This window comes from Leptolyngbya sp. CALU 1928 (assembly GCF_056784215.1).
In genome coordinates this window covers 684,434-706,621 of the sequence record NZ_JBXBCE010000001.1, presented here as the reverse complement: position 1 = coordinate 706,621, position 22,188 = coordinate 684,434, and the positions used below count along the sequence as shown (strand labels likewise).

The 22,188-nt window shown below is 50.5% G+C and carries 15 protein-coding genes; 8 read left to right on the top strand and 7 right to left on the bottom strand.

Annotation, left to right across the window (positions count from 1 at the left end):
* Positions 1-55: 55 nt before the first annotated feature.
* The 4 genes from AC1S5B_RS03120 to AC1S5B_RS03105 form a co-directional block, all read right to left on the bottom strand.
* Positions 56-481: an ATP-binding protein gene (locus tag AC1S5B_RS03120; protein ID WP_482034263.1), complete on the bottom strand. Its 426-nt coding sequence runs from the start codon at positions 479-481 to the stop codon at positions 56-58.
* A gap of 356 nt (positions 482-837) precedes the next feature.
* Complete coding sequence (locus tag AC1S5B_RS03115; protein WP_482034262.1) at positions 838-1,476, bottom strand: J domain-containing protein; 639 nt, start codon at positions 1,474-1,476, stop codon at positions 838-840.
* A gap of 47 nt (positions 1,477-1,523) precedes the next feature.
* Positions 1,524-2,120, bottom strand: coding sequence for an ATP-dependent Clp protease proteolytic subunit (locus AC1S5B_RS03110; protein ID WP_458649363.1), 597 nt, complete (start codon positions 2,118-2,120; stop codon positions 1,524-1,526).
* Positions 2,121-2,165: 45 nt separating this feature from the next.
* Complete coding sequence (locus AC1S5B_RS03105; protein WP_482034261.1) at positions 2,166-2,858, bottom strand: ATP-dependent Clp protease proteolytic subunit; 693 nt, start codon at positions 2,856-2,858, stop codon at positions 2,166-2,168.
* A gap of 200 nt (positions 2,859-3,058) precedes the next feature.
* Here AC1S5B_RS03105 and AC1S5B_RS03100 point away from each other — a divergent pair, with 200 nt between their 5' ends.
* From AC1S5B_RS03100 to hemB, 3 genes are all read left to right on the top strand, one after another.
* A complete protein-coding gene (locus AC1S5B_RS03100; protein ID WP_482034260.1) occupies positions 3,059-4,327 on the top strand; it encodes a vWA domain-containing protein in 1,269 nt (422 codons plus the stop codon).
* An 84-nt stretch (positions 4,328-4,411) separates the two neighbouring features.
* Positions 4,412-4,837 carry an MAPEG family protein gene (locus tag AC1S5B_RS03095; RefSeq protein ID WP_482034259.1) on the top strand — a complete coding sequence of 142 codons (426 nt, stop codon included), beginning with the start codon at positions 4,412-4,414 and terminating at the stop codon, positions 4,835-4,837.
* Positions 4,838-4,930: 93 nt separating this feature from the next.
* Positions 4,931-5,914, top strand: a complete 984-nt coding sequence (hemB, locus tag AC1S5B_RS03090) for a porphobilinogen synthase (protein ID WP_482034258.1) — start codon at positions 4,931-4,933, stop codon at positions 5,912-5,914.
* A 59-nt stretch (positions 5,915-5,973) separates the two neighbouring features.
* On the opposite strand, the gene AC1S5B_RS03085 is transcribed toward hemB, so the two are convergent.
* Positions 5,974-6,783 carry an LmeA family phospholipid-binding protein gene (locus AC1S5B_RS03085; protein WP_482034257.1) on the bottom strand — a complete coding sequence of 270 codons (810 nt, stop codon included), beginning with the start codon at positions 6,781-6,783 and terminating at the stop codon, positions 5,974-5,976.
* A 365-nt stretch (positions 6,784-7,148) separates the two neighbouring features.
* On the opposite strand from AC1S5B_RS03085, the gene AC1S5B_RS03080 reads away from it, so the two are divergent.
* From AC1S5B_RS03080 to AC1S5B_RS03070, 3 genes are all read left to right on the top strand, one after another.
* Positions 7,149-8,678 (top strand): DUF4912 domain-containing protein, encoded by a 1,530-nt coding sequence (locus tag AC1S5B_RS03080; protein ID WP_482034256.1) that lies wholly within the window; start codon positions 7,149-7,151, stop codon positions 8,676-8,678.
* A gap of 113 nt (positions 8,679-8,791) precedes the next feature.
* Positions 8,792-9,379, top strand: coding sequence for a hypothetical protein (locus AC1S5B_RS03075; RefSeq protein WP_482034255.1), 588 nt, complete (start codon positions 8,792-8,794; stop codon positions 9,377-9,379).
* Between the two features lie 11 nt (positions 9,380-9,390).
* Entirely contained in the window at positions 9,391-11,136 is a 1,746-nt protein-coding gene (locus AC1S5B_RS03070; protein WP_482034254.1) for an AAA family ATPase, read from the top strand.
* Positions 11,137-11,162: 26 nt separating this feature from the next.
* Here AC1S5B_RS03070 and AC1S5B_RS03065 read toward each other — a convergent pair whose 3' ends face one another.
* The gene (locus tag AC1S5B_RS03065; RefSeq protein WP_482034253.1) at positions 11,163-12,245 is read right to left on the bottom strand and encodes a PIN/TRAM domain-containing protein; all 1,083 of its coding nucleotides are present in this window, start codon (positions 12,243-12,245) and stop codon (positions 11,163-11,165) included.
* A 186-nt stretch (positions 12,246-12,431) separates the two neighbouring features.
* On the opposite strand from AC1S5B_RS03065, the gene hemW reads away from it, so the two are divergent.
* Positions 12,432-13,706, top strand: coding sequence for a radical SAM family heme chaperone HemW (hemW, locus tag AC1S5B_RS03060; protein WP_482034252.1), 1,275 nt, complete (start codon positions 12,432-12,434; stop codon positions 13,704-13,706).
* A gap of 40 nt (positions 13,707-13,746) precedes the next feature.
* Here hemW and AC1S5B_RS03055 read toward each other — a convergent pair whose 3' ends face one another.
* Positions 13,747-14,835 carry a mannose-1-phosphate guanylyltransferase gene (locus AC1S5B_RS03055; protein WP_482034251.1) on the bottom strand — a complete coding sequence of 363 codons (1,089 nt, stop codon included), beginning with the start codon at positions 14,833-14,835 and terminating at the stop codon, positions 13,747-13,749.
* 643 nt (positions 14,836-15,478) lie between these two features.
* Here AC1S5B_RS03055 and AC1S5B_RS03050 point away from each other — a divergent pair.
* Positions 15,479-22,135 carry an FG-GAP-like repeat-containing protein gene (locus AC1S5B_RS03050; RefSeq protein WP_482034250.1) on the top strand — a complete coding sequence of 2,219 codons (6,657 nt, stop codon included), beginning with the start codon at positions 15,479-15,481 and terminating at the stop codon, positions 22,133-22,135.
* The last annotated feature ends 53 nt before the right edge of the window (positions 22,136-22,188 follow it).

The following is a 22,188-nucleotide window of genomic DNA, read 5'->3' as shown; positions in this document are numbered from 1 at the left end:
ATTTGTTGAAAAATCAATAGCGTTTTCTCTTAGATGGAATCGGACTCCTGCTTTATTAGGGAACCATGGGTATTTTAGATAAATTCTTCACTTGCTTACATAAGCGAAGTTCTGTTCCTTGTAGGTTCCACTGCACCTTATCGAAAACCTGGTGAAGAATGTATAAGCCGCGACCACATTCTTGCTCTTGGCAAACCGGACTTTGATCTAGTGCAATTTCCCAAGCTTGAGGAGGTCTAAACCCACCCCCCTCATCTGAAATAATCCACCAATATTGATCAGTGATAATTGAAAACCGAACTAAGATCGTTTTTCCAGGGTCTAGCTTGTTCCCATGCTTTGCTGCATTTACCAAGGCTTCTTGCAGACCAAGCTTTACCTCTGAACGCCACTGGTGTGGAATTTCTGCTAGCAGCAACTCCAAAATAGGAACTAGATAGAGAGTTGAAGCAAAGCTTATCGTGTTCCAACTTCGCTTCACTGAATGAGAAGAAATAGCTACCACTCAAAAAACCCTGTAGTATTCAACAGGTCAGACAGACAACTCAAGAATTAAGCGCCGTACTAGCAATAAATCAAAATAAATATAATAAACCTGTAGGCTTTCAATAAGACCTACCAAAGCTCTTAGCTGATCTAGCTTTATGAAATTGCATCTAAAAAATTTCAGAGAGATTGTGTGAGAAGCACGTCTCAAAACATAGAACCAAAGCCCTAAATAGAAATCCCCTCACTTAAACTATATCAAAGTCTTTCTGAAAATGCACCTGTAGCGGGAAATTTTGCCTTTTTGTGAGGGTTGTAAGGTGCGATTAAGTCAAGATTCAGTATTTTCTCTTAGAGCCTTTGAGCAATACAACGAAAATCTTTTTCAACTTCTGCCCACAGAGAACGGTTATGGGGGTCAGTCTGTAGAGCCTTTCTCAAATAAATTCGGGCTTTGTCAATTTGATGATCCCGAATTAGAAAACGCCCCCACTGCTGGTAGACGATCGCCTGCCACTGAATCACTTCTGGATCACGAGACATGCGGTGAGCTAAGCTTTCGACTAGGGCGATCGCTCTGGGAAATTTTTGGGTTTTCAAAAGCTGCTGTAGCTGTTGATAGGAACTAGCCTTTAGCTGCTGCTCCAAAGGAGAAAGCGATGGGTTCACTTGAACCTGCACCACTTGTTTAGCCTGTTTGCTAGGACTGGATTTTGATTTTGATGCTTGATGCTTATGCTGGGTCGTGACAGCTTGACGTTGATTAACTTCACGAGGCAAGCTGTTTAGCAACCACTTGTAGGCAATAGTCGCTTCAATGAACTTATCCTTAGCACGTTGATCGCCACAGCTAACATCGGGATGATATTTTCTTGCTAAACCTCGATAGGCAGATTTGACATCCTCAAAGGAAGCCTCACTAGAAAGTCCAAGCAATCGATAGCAGTCTGCGGAATTCATTAAGCTCAGCAACAGCAAAATAATAAGCATTCTGCCATTGCTGAGGTCACTTGGTGACAAGAACTTGAAGATAGTTTCTAATTGACCGTTTCAATGACGCTATCAATTAAGCCGTATTCTTTTGCTTCTTGGGCAGACATGAAGTAGTCGCGATCGGTATCCTTTTGGATTTTTTCGATCGATTGCCCGGTTCGCTCTGCCATCAAACCATTAAGCTCTTGGCGAATCCGCAAAATTTCCTTTGCTTCAATTTCAATATCCGTCGCTTGCCGTCGTCCGGTGCCCCCTAGCGGTTGGTGAATCATAATCCGCGCATGAGGTAGCGCCAACCGTTTGCCTTTACTGCCTGCGGTTAGCAAAAAGGCTCCCATGGATGCCGCTAAACCCACACAAATGGTGACTACCTCAGATTTAATGTGTTGCATGGTGTCATAAATTGCCATGCCAGCGGTTACAGAACCCCCTGGAGAGTTGATATACAAATAGATGGGCTTGTTTTGATCATCCGAATCCAGGTACAGCATGGCTGCAATGGTGGAATTTGCTAAGGAATCAGTCACCTCTTGCCCCAAGAAAATGATCCGTTCTTGGTTTAGCCGGGTGTAAATATCAATCCAGCGCTCATAAGTGCTACCAGGAAGACGATAAGGAACGCTAGGAATGCCAATAGGCATAAGAAATACTCCTTTGAATAAGAAAAATTACTGGGGTTGAAACTGCTAACTGGCGGCAGCAAGCACTTCTTTTGGTGCTTCTTTGGTGCTTTCTAAAACGCGATCAATCAGCCCATACTCGACCGCTTGGTGCGGAGTCATGTAAAGCATCCGATCCGTATCTTTTGCCAGCTTTTCAGGAGGTTGACCGGTGGTTTTAGCTAAGATGTCCAGCATGGATTGCTTGTTCGCCAGCACTTCTTTGGCGCGGATTTGAATATCGGTTGCCTGTCCCTGCGCGCCTGTACGAGGTTGGTTTAACACAATGGAGGCATGGGGAAGGCTAGCACGGAACCCTTTAGCGCCAGCAGATAGAATGATGGCTGCGGTGCCTAAGGCTTGACCAATACAAATCGTGTGTACGGGAGGTTTAATGTAGCTGAGGGTATCGCAAATTGCGAAGGCTTCGGTTTCGTAGCCGATCGCGTCGCCATCGTACCAGGAGGTGCCAGTGGAATTGATATAAAACCGAATTGGCTTTTCTGGGTCTTCAAATTGAAGATAAAGCAGTTGAGCAATAATCAATTCGGTCACATCGATCCCAACTCGCCGCTTCACATCGTCGGATGAGAAAAGGGGCAATCCAAGGTAAATGATCCGCTCTTTCAAGAGAAGAGACGGCATATCCGGCGGCGGAGTCCGCATGTAGGAATCTCCACCACCATAGGGAGACTGAGCAGCTTGAATGGATGATGTCATAACAGCGATCGCCTGAAATGTTTTGCCTAGGAGAACGGCACTGTTTATTCATATTAGCGTGACAGTCCCTATTCCAGCATTTCGCCTATGCTGGAGTATGAGATTAAGCTTTGAATCCTTGGACGCTTTGAGTCGCTCCTCCTTCTAGCCTTTAAGTCCTGACCTTGTTCTACTTCGCGCTACGACAGGATAATTCATTTATGAGAGTTGGTTTACAAGTTGCCCTGAGTGATGCCAGTGTGGATGTGGCTCAACCCTTGAGTCAGCGCCAGCTATCGATTTCGATGTCGGCGATTCGTGAAACGCTCGCTGCGGGAATCGTGGATGAATTCAGCCGCACGGCACCGCTGAATCTCTGCCTAATTTTGGATCACAGTGGTTCCATGAGCGGACGACCAATCGACACGATTCGTCAAGCGGCTCAGCGATTGGTAGATCGACTGTCGTTGGGCGATCGCATTTCGATCATTGGGTTTGACCATAAGGCAAAAGTATTAGTGCCTTATCAAGTTGTGGATAATCCTGCTAGCTTAAAGATGCAAATTAATCAACTGAAGGCAAGTGGGGGAACGGCGATCGACGAGGGGCTGCGTCTTGGTGTTGAAGAAATGGCAAAAGGCAAGCAAGGCACCATCTCCCAAGCATTTTTACTGACGGATGGCGAAAATGAGCATGGCGATAACGATCGCTGCTTGAAATTAGCAAAATTGGCGATGGGCTATAACCTAACGATTAACACTCTTGGCTTAGGTGATGCCTGGAATCAAGATGTGTTGGAAAGCCTTGCCGATGCGGGTGGGGGTGCCATGTCCTATATTCAAAGTCCTGAAGAAGCCGTGGCAGAGTTTAGTCGATTGCTAAACCGGGTGCAATCCATTGGGTTAACCAACGCTCATTTATTGTTGTCTCTTGCTCCTGGGGTACGACTGGCAGAGCTAAAGCCCGTTTCTCAGGTGGCACCCGACACGATTGAGCTAACGGTGCTGCAAGAAAGTTCTCAGTCCGTTGTGCGACTCGGAGATCTGATGGTAGAAGTGCCCAGGGTGATTTTGGCGAACTTGTACCTGAATCAAATGGCAACCGGATCACAGGCGATCGCTCAGGCACAGATTCGCTACGATGACCCTGCAACCAACGCCGAAGGGTTGCTCTCTGAAAAAATTTCCGTCTATGCCGACTATCTCAGCGACTTTCAACCCAATCCCAACCCTGACGTGCAGCGACAAATCCTGGCATTAGGAAAATATCGACAAACCAAAATTGCGGAAACCAAGTTGCAACAAGGGGATATGGCAGGTGCGGCAACCATGATGCAAACTGCCGCCAAAACCGCCTTGCAAATGGGCGATGAATCCGCCGCTACCGTGCTGCAACAAAATGCGACGCGACTCCAATCCGGTGAGGGTCTGTCGGAAGGCGATCGCAAGAAAACCCGCATGGTTTCTAAAACGACGCTTCAAACAGAATGATTTGCCCTAACAAAGTGTCCAAGATCGCCCTTATGCCCCGCCTACCAGTACGCTAGGAATGTCGCTACTAATTTATACGGAACCATGACCCTTCCCCAACTTCCAATTTCTACGCCTGCTGCATTGCTTTATGGCATTGTGGCAGCAGCAGCGTTGATTTATTTGCCTTTTTTGTTGGTGGCGTATGGGCGTATCCAGATCGGGTTTCAGGCGTTAGAAACTCCACGGGCGCTAGTGGATAAGTTGCCGATCTATGCTCAACGGGCAACTTGGGCACATCAAAATGCCTTTGAAGCTTTCATGCTATTTACAGCCGCTGCACTGATGGCATACACAACTCAGGTGACTTCTCCCAACGCGGCTTGGGCTGCGATCGCCTTTGTCATCGCCCGCGCTTTGTATCCCGTCTTTTATGTGTTGAATTTCGTTCCAGGGCGATCGCTCATGTTTGCGATCGGCTCCACTAGCATTTTTACCCTGTTTGCCCTTAGCCTTAAGCAGCTAGGGTAAGTCATAGCGCAACAGAACGTAACGTGTTGAGTGAGGTCTTCATCAACAGAACGTTTTAGACTTTTAAGAACTGATGCATCCTTAACCTGAATTATGTTTCCAGTTCATCGTCCTCGTCGTCTTCGTAGCCATCCTCAACTTCGTCGTATGGTGCGTGAAACGGTACTCACGACCAGCGATTTAATCTATCCGCTGTTTGCGGTTGCCGGTGAGGCGATCGCCAAAGAAGTAAAATCCATGCCGGGAGTGTTTCAGCTTTCGGTAGATAAGATTGTTGAGGAAGCCAAAGAAGTCTATGACTTGGGTATTCCTGGCATTATTTTATTTGGTATTCCCAGTGACAAGGATGACGATGCCACGGGCGCTTGGCACGATTGCGGCATTGTTCAAAAAGCGGCGACGGCGGTTAAAGAAGCGGTGCCTGACCTGATCGTGATTGCGGATACCTGCTTGTGTGAATACACGGCTCATGGACACTGCGGCTATTTGGAAGTGGGCGACCTGACGGGACGAGTACTCAACGATCCCACGCTGGAACTGCTGAAAAAAACGGCCGTTTCCCAAGCAAAAGCAGGCGCAGATATTATTGCTCCTTCAGGAATGATGGATGGCTTTGTTCAGGCTGTGCGCCAAGGGCTGGATGCCGCAGGTTTTCAAGACACGCCAATTATGTCCTATGCGGCAAAATATGCCTCAGCTTACTACGGTCCGTTCCGGGATGCTGCCGATTCTACGCCTCAGTTTGGCGATCGCCGCACCTACCAAATGGATCCAGGCAACGCCCGTGAAGCCCTCAAAGAAATTGAGCTAGACATTGCCGAAGGTGCAGACATGCTAATGGTCAAGCCTGCTCTGTCGTACATGGATATTATCTGGCGTGTTAAAGAAGCCTCTAACCTGCCTGTCGCTGCCTACAACGTCTCCGGCGAATATGCCATGGTCAAAGCCGCTGCGCTCAACGGTTGGATCGATGAACAGCGAGTCGTTTTGGAAACCCTCACCAGCTTCAAACGCGCCGGAGCCGACTTGATTCTCACCTACCATGCCAAAGATGCCGCCCGTTGGTTAGGCGCTTGAAGTCGGAAGTTTGTGTAGGGTGTGTTTCGGCTATGTTCAACTCACCCTAATTCTTCAAGTCAGGCCGGGATCACAGTAATGCGCCCTTGACATACGATTCCCTGTGGATGAATTGTCAACTCTTCTAAACAAACCTCCGAACCAAGATCAAACATAAAACTGGTTGGCAAATCGACTGGCGATCGCTCTCCTGATCCCAATTGACAACAAAACTGCTCCAGCCGCAAGCGATCGCCCCCTTCAAGCGCTAGCTGAGTTTGCACTGTCAGCGAATAGTGTTGATTGTCCTGCACTAGCGTTGCATTAAATATCAGCCCACCTTCTTGCAATTCAACCTGAATATTTTGCATTTCAGCAGTTTTGGTTGTGTTCCTCAAACTGCCTTCTAACTTGTCTTGCAGTAAGCTAAGCAAAAAATTGCTGACCGCATTTCCCAATAGGGGCGCATGAAGCGACATATTTAAATCGGTGGCTGATAAAGTCACCGTACCGCTGACCGGAAACGGAACCAGTAACCGAAAAGGCTTTCCTCGCAGCACTTGCCCCAAGTTCGTTTGAATCGCTTGAGCGGTCACGCGCACTTGGCTGAAGTGCAAACCCTTATAAATAGCTTTCTTTGCAGACGCAACCACTTGGGATAGTGAACCTGATAAAAGCTGGCGATCGCCAGCCTCAATCTCCAGTTCCAGGGCTTCCACATCATCAAGCTGCGATCGCAGCCAAAGTTTCACCGCAGGCGACAATACTCGGCTAATGATCCGACTTTGCTTGTGTTCTCCGGGAGTAGACGGCGGATCATCAGTTTCATCTACCACCGCCAAATCAAGCTCTGACAACTGGCTTGGTTCTTGAAGTTCGGAACTTGACATGCTGAATATGTTTTTTGAGGATCACACGATGCTCCCTGAGTATATCGAGTTGTGCTATTCAATCGGCTTAAATCTGATGCCATGATCATCGCCAATCTCACCTGCTCAAGTGATCCCCCATCAAAATCAAAATATTATGAATTCTTGACATGATGATCTCGCGATCGCTTAAGAATCCGTCAAACGCCTCAAATTTCTTTGTTTTAGCCCTTGACCCCGCTTCAGCTTTCTTGCAACATGAACTTAACAATTTGCACTCAATGCGCCAAAATACCTAATTTGCCATCAGGCGCTAGTTAGAGATCATCGGTTTTTTATAGCAAGTCATCTTTAGCCTTTTACCTAGTTTGGAGCCAATATCTGCAATGTCTACAGAACGTCTTCCTATCGATGAAATGACTTTACGGCAACTCCGTAGAGTCGCTAGTGAATGCGGCGTTTCTCGCTATAGCCGGATGCGTAAAGATCAGCTATTGGCAGCGATTCAAGCCATTCAGGCAATGCAGCAACAAGGCGAAATCGCGGCTCAGCGTGAAAGAGCGCCTCAAGAAGTCGTGGAAACTGCCAAATTTGATCTAGGTCAAGGCGATGTCGCGGGTGTAACGGGTGAAAACTGGGCATCCGTTGACGAAGGCTTACCCGACTTACCCCAAGGATATGGCGACAGCCGCATTGTACTCATGCCCCGTGATCCTCAGTGGGCATATACCTATTGGGATATTTCCTTCGCAGCAAAGCAAGAACTCCGGCAGCAAGGAGGACAACAACTTGCCTTGCGTATCTATGATACGACCGATGTTAGCCTTCTGTTTCAAGCACCCCACAGCATTCAAGAATATCCCTGCGATGAGCTAGCGCAAGAGTGGTATTTACCTATTCCCGTGAGCGATCGCGACTACGTTATCGAGATTGGCTATCGCTGTGCTGATGGACGCTGGTTAATATTGGCACGCTCAGCCCCCGTTCGGATTCCGCCCATTTACCCATCCGATTGGATTGAAGACCATTTTCTCACAGTTCCCTGGGAGGAAGAACTACGCGGCAAAACCTACGCTACTTTGACCTCTCCCGGAAAGCAGATAACTGTTGATCCATCTGTTTCTGCCTATGAGACAGTTTATGGTTTGACAGAAGCCAATCAAGCGGATCATGTTGCCGGGTCTATTCATAGCTCTACGCAGCAAACGCAAGTTCCAGGCTCAATCCCACATGTAGCTGGTTCAATGCAACATGTGGCTGGTTCAATGCAACAGTCTGTAAGCTCCTATGTACTTGCTTCTGGTTCGGGGATGTGGGCAACTTCTAGTGCTGGAATGTCTGGTGCTGGAATGTCTGGTGCTGGAATGTCTGGTGCTGGAATGTCTGGGGTTGGCATATCGTCTGGGACTGGGATGTCTGGGGTTGGCATGATGTCCGGTGTGGGTATGTCTGCCATGACAACTTCTGGTATCGGAATGTCAGGAGTCGGAATGTCTGGAGTTGGCATGTCGGGAGTCGGAATGTCGGGAGCCGGAATGTCTGGAGTCGGAATGTCGGGAGCCGGAATGTCTGGAGTCGGAATGTCTGGAGTTGGCATGTCTGGGGTGGGTTTCTCAGGCTCTTTACCTATTATTCGTCCCCGTCAATTTTGGCTAATTGCAGATGCAGAACTGATTGTGCATGGGGCTACTGAGCCAGATGCCACAGTCACAGTCGGCGGGCGACCGATCGCGCTCAATCCTGATGGCACCTTCCGGTTTCAAATGTCTTTCCAGGATGGTCTGATTGACTACCCAATCATGGCAGTTGCCGCCGATGGTGAGCAGATTCGCGCTATTCATATGAAGTTCAACCGCGAAACCCCAGAGCGCCGGACTAATACAAAGGACGAAGCCGTTGAGGAATGGATTCCCTAGGGTTTTTGCTTAAAGTTACCCCTTAGCGTTCTCCCCTGATCCAATTCGGGGGAGTTTTTCATTATGGGTAGATAAATCTTTCATCCTTTGGCAGATCACAAGGCGATCGCGGTATGCGAAGATACTCAAAAACCATGATCCCACCTGAACTATCTACTCAACTAAGCCAGCTATTTGGTGAACAGGTCGAGCTATTAGCACCTGGATCATGGCAAGTAGATACTCCCGAATTTCGTTTGTTAGTGCTGCTGTCGGATGATCAGTCGTGGTTAAGATTGCTGGTGGCGATCGCGCCGATCCAAGAGGCTCAACCGTTTATTGAGCAATTGATGGAAGACAACTTTGATCTGACGCAAGAAACCCGATACGCTCTACAACAAAATGTTTTGTGGGGCGTTTATCAACATAGTTGTGCAACCTTAACGCCAGAAGATTTTGTCTCCGCCGTACAACGGCTGCTCCATCTTCGCCAGAAAGGCTTAAATGACTGCTTTAGCCGTCTCATAGAAACTAGAGTTCGTCAGATTGTTCAGGTTGCCAAGCAACAAGGGCAATCCCTCGAAGCAACGTTACAAACACTAGACCGTTTCTACGAAGAGGGAATGCTAGGCGATATGAAAGCCGGTGCCGAAGCGCGAGAACAAACCCTCAGCGCGTGGCGTTACCGGTTGACGCGACTCTGGGAAGAAATTAATCCATAAGGGAGATTGAAATGGATACAAGAGAGATTAAACAAGAAGCCAGCAGCTTGTATACAGAAGTTCTACCATTGCTGCAACAAAATAAAGAATATGAACAGCTTCTGCTAGCAGATTTAGCCCAAATTGTGTTGATTTGTGGACGCAGTAACAATGAAATTACTGCCAATGAACTACTAGGCTTCATTACAATTTACGCCTTAATTAAACAAGATAAAGAACGGCTAAAAGCAGTGTTTGATCAGTGGGAGTTTTTACCAGATGTTCGGCTGAAATATCAGAAAGAAGCTCTAAAAATTCTGTTAGAACTACAAAAAGAAGCGCCTACTAATCAGCTTTCTTTACCTGTACTGCTCAAAAAAATGGATGAGGAAAAGGAAACAAATTTTCTAAACAAAACTGTGAATAGCTTTTATCGTTTTGCCCAGTCTGTTGTTAAAGCAGACGGCAATATTACCTTAGAGGAAGCGGGGGCACTCGCCACAATTTGGCAACTTCTGCATACTTATGAAAATGATCCAAAGGTCTTATCTGGTGATGCTAAAGCTTCACAGGAGAAAGTGGCTGCTACCGAAGAACCAGAAAGCCTGGAAAAAGTTTTAGACGAACTCAATCAGTTGATTGGAATGGCGAATATTAAAGAAGAAATTCGTACATTAACTAATTTTTTGAAAGTACAAAAGGTTCGGACAGAACGCGGTTTGGCAACTACTTCAGTGTCTTTGCATTCTGTGTTTTCGGGTCCGCCGGGAACGGGGAAAACGACAGTTGCCCGATTAACGGGTCGAATTTTCAAAGCATTAGGATTTCTTGCCAAAGGGCATTTAGTTGAAACCGATCGCGCAGGCATGGTGGCAGAATTTATCGGCGGCACCGCTAAAAAAGTGGATGAGAAAGTAACCTCTGCATTGGATGGTGTGTTGTTTGTGGATGAAGCCTATGCACTCATTCCCGCAGATAGCTCCCGTGATTTTGGGCAAGAAGCGGTGGATGTATTATTAAAACGGATGGAAGATTATCGCAGTCGTTTGGTGGTCATTGCCGCCGGATATACCGATGAAATGGCGCGGTTTGTGGAATCAAATCCTGGGTTGAAATCGCGGTTTAATCGCTATTTTTATTTCAACGATTATACGCCCGATGAACTGGTCGCCATCTTCAAGAAAATGTGCAAAGACAGCCATTTTTCACCGACAGAAGAGGCAAATCAAAAATTGAAAACGTTGCTAACCGAACTGTATGAAAATCGCGATCGCACGTTTGGTAATGGGCGCTTAGTCCGAAATTTATTTGAAAAAACAATCGAACAACAGGCAAATCGATTAGCGGTTATTAACACCTTAACTGATGAGATTTTGACTACCATTTTGCCGGAAGATATTCCCGCAGCGAATGTGGTAGACCCTAGACAGGCAATGCGCGCTCCCGTTCTACCCGCAAAAGGCGCTGATGTCTTTCCTGTAGAGACTGCAACATTAAGCCCTGAAGCGATGCTAGACCAGTTGACAACGCTGATGCTGCAATCGCTTAAACCGATGGGAGTGACTACCAAATTGCGGATGACGAGCGGCGATTGCCTCCAGGTTGTTTTTGAAGCCGATCCTACGCCTGATCCCGTAGAAATGTCATCGCTAACTGTGAGTCTGCTCAAACGAGTGCCTTGGCAAGCCATCAGCCAGATTCAGCTTTATGGGCGGCTACCCAACGCAGATTTTCCCGATTGGAACCGCGAATTTGACTTAAATGAAGCGTCGAAATAAGTTACCAGAGTTATTAGTCTGCCCACTCACGCCACTAGAGAAGCTTTGGGACGAGCAAAAATCATCCGCCCTGCGGAGGTTTGCAGCGCACTTGTGACAATCACTTGAACTTCTCCACTACCCAAATAGCTGCGCCCTTCTTCCACCACAACCATGGTGCCGTCATCCAGGTAGCCAATTCCTTGAGTCGGTTCTTTGCCCTCTTTCACAATCTTCAGGTCAATGCTGTCTCCTGGCAAATAGCTCGGACGCACCGCCTGAGTCAGGTCATTCACATTTAAAACCTGAACCTTTTGGACGGTGGCAACCTTGCTCAGGTTGTAATCCGTCGTTAGCAACGTGCCGTTGATTTCTTGCGCCAGCTTGACCAACTTGGCATCCACTGTAGGCACATCGTCATAGTCCGCAGAATTAATCACAATGCGATCGGGGTATGCTTCTCGCATTCGGTTCAAAATATCTAATCCCCGCCGGCCGCGCACCCGCTTTTGGTCGTTGGATGCATCCGCAACTTGCTGTAACTCCTGCAAAATAAACTGAGGTACAAGCAACTGTCCTTCCAAAAAACCGGTTGCCAGTAACTCTTCAATTCGACCGTCAATGATACAACTGGTATCCAGCAATTTAGTCGAAGCAGGCTTCAAGGTTCCTTCGGAAAACAGCAAGGTTTCTACAGAGTTTGGATTGATTAGCCTCAGCAACGCCCGCCCGTGAGTATCTGCCAGAGAAACCCCTGACACCGCAGAAAGAATGCTGCCTACCACCGCAATCAGCGGCTTGATAAACGAAAATTCTGAGGGAATTGGCAGTAAAAACGTGGGAGCCAACAGCAAGTTAGCCACAAGCAAGCCCAGCACCAAGCCGATCGCCCGACTCAACAGCACATCTACAGGCATGGCGCGAACCTGACGCTCTAACCGCCGAAACCCGGTTTGCACCGCGAAGCCCACAACTAGCCCAATCAACGCTCCAAAAACCGCGATGATAAATTGAAGCGCGCCCTCGTTGGACACTTGCTGCAAAACACTAGCAGGCAGGTCTTCAATGCCGTAGAAGCCGATCCCTGCTCCTGCCAGCATGAATGAAATGATTATAATTGCGTCTAGCATAGATTCAAGGGTGTTAGAGGACGTATCCCTATGCCAAAAGGCTCAAGGAACTGCCAAGCTGGGCTATACCGCCAATTCTCCCATGATAGAGGACGGATGGAAAAAGACGGGCAACGATTCTGGCTGCGCTAACAGGCTGACATAGTTCATTATACTCTCCCCATCTGTTCTCATTGTGACAAAAGTATGCTAGCTGCTTACATTCATATTCCGTTCTGTCGGCGACGCTGCTACTACTGCGACTTTCCGGTGTCTGTGGTAGGAGATAAAAACCCGAAGACCGGCGATCGCATGAATGGCAGCAATTCTGGCACGATCGCGCAGTACATCGAGTTTTTGTGTCAAGAAATTCGACAGCAAGAACCCGTACCTGCTCCTAGTAAGCCGCTCAACACCATTTTCTTCGGGGGTGGAACGCCCTCCTTGCTGGCAGTTACCCAAGTCGATCAAGTTTTGCAAACCCTGGCTCAACGGTTTGGCATTGCAGCCGAGGCAGAAATCTCCATGGAAGTTGATCCGGGAACCTTCGATCCAGCGCAAGTTTTGGGTTATCGCACCGCTGGAGTGAACCGGGTCAGCGTGGGAGTTCAGGCATTTCAAGCAACCCTGCTGCAAGCCGCTGGGCGATCGCACACCGTAGAAGACATTTACCGGGCGTTTGACTATATTCGCGCTGCCGGATTTACCAACATCAGCCTTGATTTGATTTCAGGACTGCCGCATCAAACCTTAACCGATTGGCAAGTTTCCCTAGAAAAAGCGATTGCCCTTTCCCCTACTCATACTTCCTGCTATGACCTAACTGTAGAGCCAATCACTGCTTTTGGTCGGCAATATAAACCCGGAGCTAAGCCGCTCCCTTCTGATGAAACCACCGCCGAAATGTATCGTATGGCGCATCAAGTCTTAACCAGGGCAGGCTACGAGCATTACGAAATTTCTAACTACGCCAAACCGGGCTATCCGTGCCGCCACAATCGCGTTTATTGGGAAAATCTCCCTTTTTATGGCTTTGGCATGGGCGCAACCAGTTATATTGCTGGCGATCGCGTTGCCCGTCCCCGGAAAACTGGGGAATATTATAAGTGGGTTGAGGCAGGGGGCAGGGGGCAGGGAACAGGGAACAGGGAACAGGGAACAGGGGACAGGGATCAATCTGAAACCCGGAACTTGAAACCTGAAACCTTCTCTTTAGATTTGCTGCTAGACACGCTGATGTTAGGATTGCGCTTGCAGGAAGGGTTAGCGATCGCGCCCTTGGTAGAGCAGTTTGGCGAAGCGGCGATCGCGCGAGTCTGGCAACGTTTGCAGCCTTACTGCAAAACCGGATGGGTCGCCGTTGAGCCAGAAAGCGCGATTGAGATGGCAGCGATCGCACGAATCAAGCTGACTAACCCTGAAGGCTTCCTCTTCTCTAACGTCGTCTTAACCGATCTGTTTGAGGAATTTGGAGAAGACTAGATCACGACCAAGTGAGAAGTTCGCCCTTATTCCCTGCCTCTTACAAAAGCCCTTGCATATCGGGGTTTGCCTGGATTTCTTTTAGCACTTGCTTAATGTCTTGCGTGCGGTCTTTCTTCACAATCAGCGTCACTTTCCCATCTCGCACCACGACGACATCTTCTAGACCCACGGTAACGATCACTTCTTCTGGATCGGAGGCATAGAGCAGAGCGCCCTTGGTATCTAATCCAACATGGGTTGCCAGTTCCACGTTGGGCTTATCGCTTTGCATCAGGCGATCGATCGCGTTCCAGTCCCCCAAATCATCCCACCCAAAAGAAACGGGCAGCACGTATGCCTGCTGGGTGTTCTCCATCAGGGCATAGTCAATACTTTTCTTGGGCAGAGTGGGATAAATCGCCACGCCGCTTTCTTCCAAAGGAGTCAAAATTTCGGGCGCATGGATTCGCAGTTCATCCAAAGCTACGCCAGCCCGAAAGACGAACATGCCGCTGTTCCAGCTAAATTTGCCCGTTGCTAAAAACGCTTCTGCCGTGGCGCGATCGGGTTTTTCGGTGAAGCGATCGACGCGATAAGCTGCAAAGCCAGCCTCCGTCGTGGCGCGATCGCCTCCATAAATCCCCTGCTTCTCGCCTTGCTGAATGTAGCCATAGCCTGTAGCGGGATAGGTGGGGGCGATTCCTAGCGTAACGATCGCGCTTTCCTTCACCGCTAGTTCCGCCGCCGCCGATAAAGTAGCGCGAAAAGCATCCTCATCCGCAATCCAATGATCTGCCGGGAAAAATCCTACGACTGCCTCATTGCCATGACGACGGGCAATTTCTAAGGTACTCCAAGCCAGCGCAGGCGCGGTATCGCGACCTTCAGGTTCAACCAGCAAATTGCTTTCTGGCATTTGGGGCAACTGTTCCCGCACCAAGTCCGCCAAGTGTGAAGCGGTCACCACCCAAACCGCATCCCAACTGCCTGCCATCGCCAGTAAGCGATCGGCGGTTGACTGCAACAAGCTCTTACCGCTGCCATCGAGGCTGAGGAACTGTTTGGGGCGACTGCGACGGCTGAGGGGCCAGAAGCGCTCACCTTTGCCACCTGCCAAAATTACAGGGATTAAAGAGGGGTTGCTCATGGGAAGTCTCCAAAAGTTAGGAATGGGTTAGCCGTGGGGAAGCGCACCGCGCCCTATTAGTGTTCACAAGATTGCAACCCTTTGCACAGTGCGATCGCACAAATCTTCATCAAGTTTTGAATTTACCCATTGGTTTACATTGGGTTAATAAAGCGCGATCGCGCCAGTGCCCCATCTGCATCTCTAAAATTTTCTAGTCATTCAAGAACTGAGATGCCTGGGTGCTGTTCAGGAAGGATAAGCATAAATCCAAACAATTCACACCTAGAAATTTACGCGACTTTGTATTTTTCTACGAGTCAAAAGTTCCGAGTTGCTTCCGTAGTGGAGAACACTACACCTCTGTAAAAGTATGGAAAGCGGATAACGCTGAAACAGTAGAACCTATTCCAAAATTCTGAAACATCTGATTGCCATAGGTTCTGTAAGGCTTTGATAAAGCATCTCTTCCATAAAATATCTCTTTCATAAGTGTCTTCGAGATATTCGGACAACACCTAGAACCCTCGATTAAGGTATTCGATGGCACACGCGATCGCCCAACCTTTCGCCCAACGCTGTAATTATCCCTGCCCGTAGTCGTTGAAACCCTCTACCCGCTCACCCCAGTTCACCTGACCCTTAATCCCTGGAGCGTCTATCCATGCCCGTTAACTTCACTGGTTCCTACACCCAAAACTTCAATACCCTGGCAAGCACAGGCACCAGCAATCCTTGGGCGAACGATAGCACGATCTTGGGTTGGTCGCTCTTCAGGCAACCCATTCCTGGTACTGCCATCACCACCTACGGCGCAGATAATGGCGGTAGTGGGACTGGAAATTTCTACAGTTACGGTGCCGCCGTCACTGACAGAGCCTTAGGCGGACTTGGCTCCAATAGCAATTATTTTGGTACTCCTGTTCCTGGAAATGGTGCAGTTGCCGGATGGATTGCCTTCTCCGCAACTAATACCACAGGTGCAACCCTCAACACGGTCAACCTTGCCTTCGATGGCGAACAGTGGCGCAATGGCGGTAATGCCACTGCCCAAACAATGGTTTTGCAGTATGGTTTTGGGACAAGTTTTACCGCTGTCTCCACCTGGAATACCCCCGGCGGCAACTTTGACTGGACATCGCTACAAGCAACAACAACCGCCGCCGCAGTGAATGGCAATGTTGCGGGTCTGGTTGCCAATCGGGGTGGGACACTCACCAGTCTCAATTGGGCAAATAACAGCACTCTATGGGTGCGCTGGGTTGAGAACAATGACACTGGCACTGATCATGGATTAGCCATTGATAACTTCGCTTTGTCTGTGCCCACCACTCCTACAGTCAACCTTTCAGTCAACACCAACGCAGGCACGGAAGCAGGCACCACTGCTGTTACCGTCACCGCCACCGCCGCCAGTGCTGTTGTTGGTAACCAGACTGTGAATCTGGGAGTTTCTGGTACAGGCATCACCGCAGGCGACTACACTCTCAGCAACCCCACCATCACCATTCCCAACGGAGCAACCACTGGCTCTGTCACCTTCACCGTCTTCGATGATGCTCTCGTTGAAGGCACCGAAACCGCCACCCTGACGATTAGCAGCCCTTCCTCCGGCATTACTCTGGGCACAACGACGACGCAAAGTATTACCATTACCGACAACGATTTTGCTCTGCCTGATTTAAGTTCAGGCATTAGCACACCAGGACCGATCGCGGTTGGTATCCCCTTTAACTACGGTCTGGATGTACAAAACAACGGGACTGCTAATGCCAGCGGTATCACGCTCACCTTTACCCTGCCTGCCAACGTCACCTACAACTCTGCCACCATTCTCGGAGGCGGTTTTAACGCTCCTACCCTGTCTGGGTCTACCCTCACCTTTACCGGGGGCAGCATCAACACCGGTAGCTTTGCCCAAATTCAAGTGAACGTCACCCCAACTCAGGCAGGCACTCTCGGTGCCACGACTCTAGTAGCTGATCCGGGTAATACCATTCTCGAAAGCAATGAGACCAATAACTCCATTACCACGGGCACCTTTACGGTTAACCCTGCCCCTGGAGTCACCATTACTCAGTCGGGTGGGTCAACCGCCATCACCGAGGGCGGCACTATCGATACCTATACCGTTGTCCTAGATTCTGCGCCAACTACGAATGTCACTGTAACGCTGAACGGAGATACTCAAGCAAGCGCCACCCCCTCCAGCCCCCTCATCTTTGCGCCAGGAAATTGGAGTACGCCGCAAACCGTCACCGTCACCGCGATCGATGACAGCGTGATTGAAGGCACTCATACAGGGAGCATCACCCACATAGTTAACAGTACAGACACTCGGTACAACGGCATCACTGTTGTTCCAGTCGTCGCCACCATTACCGACAATGATTTTCCCGCTGTCAATCTCTCCGTCACCAGCACCACAGGCATAGAAGCAGGCAGCACCGTTATCACTGTCACCGCCACCGCCTCTAGTGCTGTTGTTGGTAACCAGACTGTGAATCTGGGAGTTTCTGGTACGGGCATTACCGCAGGCGACTACACCCTCAGCAACTCCATCATCACCATTCCCGGCGGAGCAACCACTGGCTCGGTCACTTTCACTGTCTTCGATGATGTCCTGATTGAAGGCAGCGAAACCGCCACCCTGACCATTAGCAGCCCTTCGACTGGCATTACTCTGGGTACAACGACGACGCAAAACATCGCCATTACCGACAACGATTTTCCGGCTGTCAACCTCTCCGTTACCAGCACCGCAGGCACGGAAGCAGGCACCACTATCATCACCATCACCGCCACGGCATCCAGTGCCGTTACTGGTAACCAAACCCTCAACCTAGGAGTATCCGGCACAGGCATTACCGCTGGCGACTACAGCCTCAGCAACTCCACTATCACTATTCCCAACGGGCAAACCACGGGCACCGCGACCTTCACTGTGAAAGACGATTTCATCATTGAAGGCAGCGAAACCGCCACCCTCACCCTCAGCAGTCCCTCCACTGGTATTACCCTCGGCAGTACTACGACGCAAAATATCCTCATCGCCGACAACGACTTTCCCATCATCAGCCTAGCGGCTGGCACCAACCCCGCCGAGGGCAGCACCCAGGGCATTTACACTCTGACCCTCAACACCCCCGCCCCCGCTGGTGGCTTAACCGTCAACTTCAGCCTCACGGGCAGCACCGCCAATAACCCCGCCGACTACACCTTAACCGCAGGCACCAACATCACCGGGGTTACGGGCAGCAGCTTCACCATCGCCGCCGGAGAAACCAGCGCCACCCTCCTGGTCAATGCCGTCAACGATGGCATTGCTGACCCCAACGAAACCGTGAAGCTCAACCTGGCAGCAGGCAGTGGCTACATCACAGGCTATAACTCCACGACCCCGTTTGCGGCTGCCACTGCCGTTGCGATCGGGACACAGCCCTATTCCGTGGCGATCGGCGATTTTAATGGCGATGGCAAGGCAGATTTTGCCACCGCAAACCTTAACGCCAGCACGGTTTCAATTCGCTTGGGTGATGGACTGGGCGGCTTCACGAGCACCGCCAACATCCCGGTCGGCGCAGGTCCCCTTTCCGTGGCGATCGGCGACTTTAATGGCGATGGCAAGGCAGACGTTGCCACTGCAAATAGCGATAGCACGGTTTCGATCCGCTTGGGCAATGGCTCAGGCGGCTTCACGGGCACCACTACCGTCCCGGTCGGACTAAATCCCCGTTCCGTGGCGATCGGTGACTTTAATGGCGATGGCAAGGCAGATTTTGCCACTGCAAACTTTAACGCCAGCACGGTTTCAATTCGCTTGGGCGATGGCTCAGGCGGCTTCACGGGCACTCTTGATGTCCCGGTCGGGTCAAATCCCTATTCCGTGGCGATCGGCGACTTTAATGGCGATGGCAAGGCAGACTTTGCCGCTGCAAACTATTTCTCCAACAATGTTTCGATCCGCTTGGGTAATGGACTGGGCGGCTTCACGGGCACTACCAATGTCGCGGTCGGACCACGTCCCTATTCTGTGGCGATCGGCGACTTTAATGGCGATGGCAAGGCAGATTTTGCCGCTACAAGCACTAACTCCAGCACGGTTTCGATTCGCTTGGGCGATGGACTGGGCAACTTCACGGGCACTACCGATGTTGCGGTCGGGTTAAATCCCCAGTCTGTAGCGATCGGCGATTTTAATGGCGATGGCAAGGCAGATTTTGCCACCGCAAACCTTAACTCCAACAGTGTTTCGATCCGCTTGGGTGATGGAGCGGGTGACTTCACGGGCACGACCGATGTCGCGGTCGGGTCAGGTCCCTGGTCCGTAGCGATCGGCGACTTCAATGGCGATGGCAAGGCAGACATTGCCACTGGAAGTGCTAACTCCGGCAACGTCTCGGTGCTGTTGAACAATTCTCCCACCGCCACCCTTACCATTGCCGATGCGCCCACCGTCAACCTCTCAGTCAGCAGCACCGCTGGCACGGAAGCAGGCACCACCGCCATCACCGTCACCGCCACCGCCTCTAGTGCCGTCTCTAGCGCCCAAACTGTCAGCCTAGGCGTGTCGGGCACCGGGATCACCGCTGGTGACTATACCCTTAGCAACAACACCATCACTATTCCCGCTGGGCAAACCACGGGTTTTGTCACCTTCACCGTATTCAACGATGCCATAGCGGAAGGAACAGAAACCGCTACGTTGACCCTTAGCAATCCGTCAGCAGGGATTACCCTTGGCACCACCACCGCTCGATCCATCAATATTACCGACAACGACAATGCCGGAGTCACCATCACCCAGACCGGGGGCACCACCCTCACCGAAAGCGGCGCAACCGATACTTACAGCGTCGTCCTCACCTCCGAACCCACCTCCGATGTCACCATCACCCTTGCCAACAGCAGTCAAACCACAACGAGCGTTCCGACCCTCACCTTCACCAGTGCCAACTGGAACGTTGCTCAAACCGTGACCGTCACCGCAGTAAATGACAACATCGCCGAAGGCAGTCCCCACAACGGCACCATCAGCCACACCGCTACCAGCCTTGACCCCAACTACAGCGGCATCCCCATTGGTTCTGTCATCGCTGCCATCACCGACAACGACAATGCCGGAGTCAGCATCATTCAAAGTGGCGGCACCGCGATCTCTGAAAGCGGCACCACCGATACCTACAGCGTCGTCCTCACCTCCCAGCCCACCGCTGATGTCACGATTAACCTAAATCCTGGTACTCAAACCACCACGAGCGTTCCGACCCTCACCTTCACCAGTGCCAACTGGAACGTTGCTCAAACCGTGACCGTCACCGCAGTAAATGACAACATCGCCGAAGGCAGTCCCCACAACGGCACCATCAGCCACACCGCTACCAGCCTTGACCCCAACTACAGCGGCATCCCCATTGGTTCTGTCATCGCTGCCATCACCGACAACGACAATGCCGGAGTCAGCATCATTCAAAGTGGCGGCACCGCGATCTCTGAAAGCGGCACCACCGATACCTACAGCGTCGTCCTCACCTCCCAGCCCACCGCTGATGTCACGATTAACCTAAATCCTGGTACTCAAACCACCACGAGCGTTCCGACCCTCACCTTCACCAGTGCCAACTGGAACGTTGCTCAAACCGTGACCGTCACCGCAGTAAATGACAACATCGCCGAAGGCAGTCCCCACAACGGCACCATCAGCCACACCGCTACCAGCCTTGACCCCAACTACAGCGGCATCCCCATTGGTTCTGTCATCGCTGCCATCACCGACAACGACAATCCACCCACCGACCTGATCCTTAGCGCCAACACCATCGATGAAAACGTTGCCCCCAACACTTTTATTGGCACCTTCACCACCCTCGACCCCGATGGCGGCACCTTCACCTACAGCTTTGTTCCTGGCACCGGCAGCACCCACAACAGCGCCTTTACTATCACAAACGACGACGAACTGCGGCTGAATGCCTCCCCCGATTTTGAAACCCAACCCAGCTATAGCATTCGGGTTCGCACCACTGACTTTAGTGGACTGACCTACGACAAACAGCTTTCGATTATCGTCAAAGACCTCAATGATGCCCCGATTCTGACCGATACTGTCGTTACCCTCAATAGTGTGCGGAGCAATGCCCCGGCTCCCCTCGGTGCAGTCGGCACCAGCATCACCCAACTCGCCAACCTCACAGGCGGCAGTGGACAAAACAACGTGATTGACCCCGATGCTGGCGCACTCACAGGCATCGCCATCACTGACACCGACACCAGCCACGGCTCTTGGTTCTATAGCACCAATAATGGCGCAAACTGGGCTGAGATTGCTGGAGTCTCCAATACCAGTGCGCTCCTGCTTGCCGACAACGCCAGCACCCGTTTATACTTCCGTCCCAATGTAGGCTACACAGGCACCCTTGCCAACGCCATAACCTACCGCGCTTGGGATCAAACTAGTGGTATTAACGGGGCAACGGCAAACACCACGACCAACGGCAACTCCACCGCGTTCAGTGTGCAATTTGATACTGCATCGCTCCAAGTCAACCGCAACGCAACGACCGACTTCACCAATGATGGCAAAACCGATATTCTCTGGCGCAATGGGTTAAATGGGCAAAACCTAGTCTGGGAGATGGATAACACGACCTACAAAAACGGCACTTTTCTCAAAAGCGAGGCGGCAGGTTCAGGGTGGAATGCCGTTGCCACAGGCGACTTCACCAATGATGGCAAAACCGATATTCTCTGGCGCAATAGTAGCAGTGGGCAAAATCTTGTATGGGAAATGGATGGCACCACTTACAAAACTGCCACTTTCATTAATAGCGTGGCGGTGAGTTCTGGGTGGGAAGTTGTTGGAGCAGGTGACTTCACGAATGATGGCAAAACCGATATTCTCTGGCGCAACAGGGGCAGTGGGCAAAACCTAGTCTGGGAAATGGATGGCACGACTTACAAGAAATCCACTTTCCTCAACAGCGTGGCGGCAGGCTCAGGATGGGAGGTTGTCGGAACGGGTGACTTTACCAAAGATGGCAAAACTGACATTCTCTGGCGCAACAGTGGCAGTGGGCAAAACCTAGTCTGGGAAATGGATGGCACGACTTACAAGAAATCTACTGTTATCGAGAGTGTGCCGAGTAGCTCAGGGTGGAAGATTGTTGGGGTGGGTGATTTCACCAGTGATGGCAATGCGGATGTGCTTTGGTACAATAGCTCGAACGGCAGCGTGGCGATATGGGGTATGAATGGCACCGCGCGCAGTAGCTTTGTCAATATCGGCAGTGTCTCAACTTCAAGCGGGTGGAACGTCGTTTAAGCAACGCTCATGCTAAGGGAGGTGGGTTCTGCTTGTTCTTTTGTAAACTACTT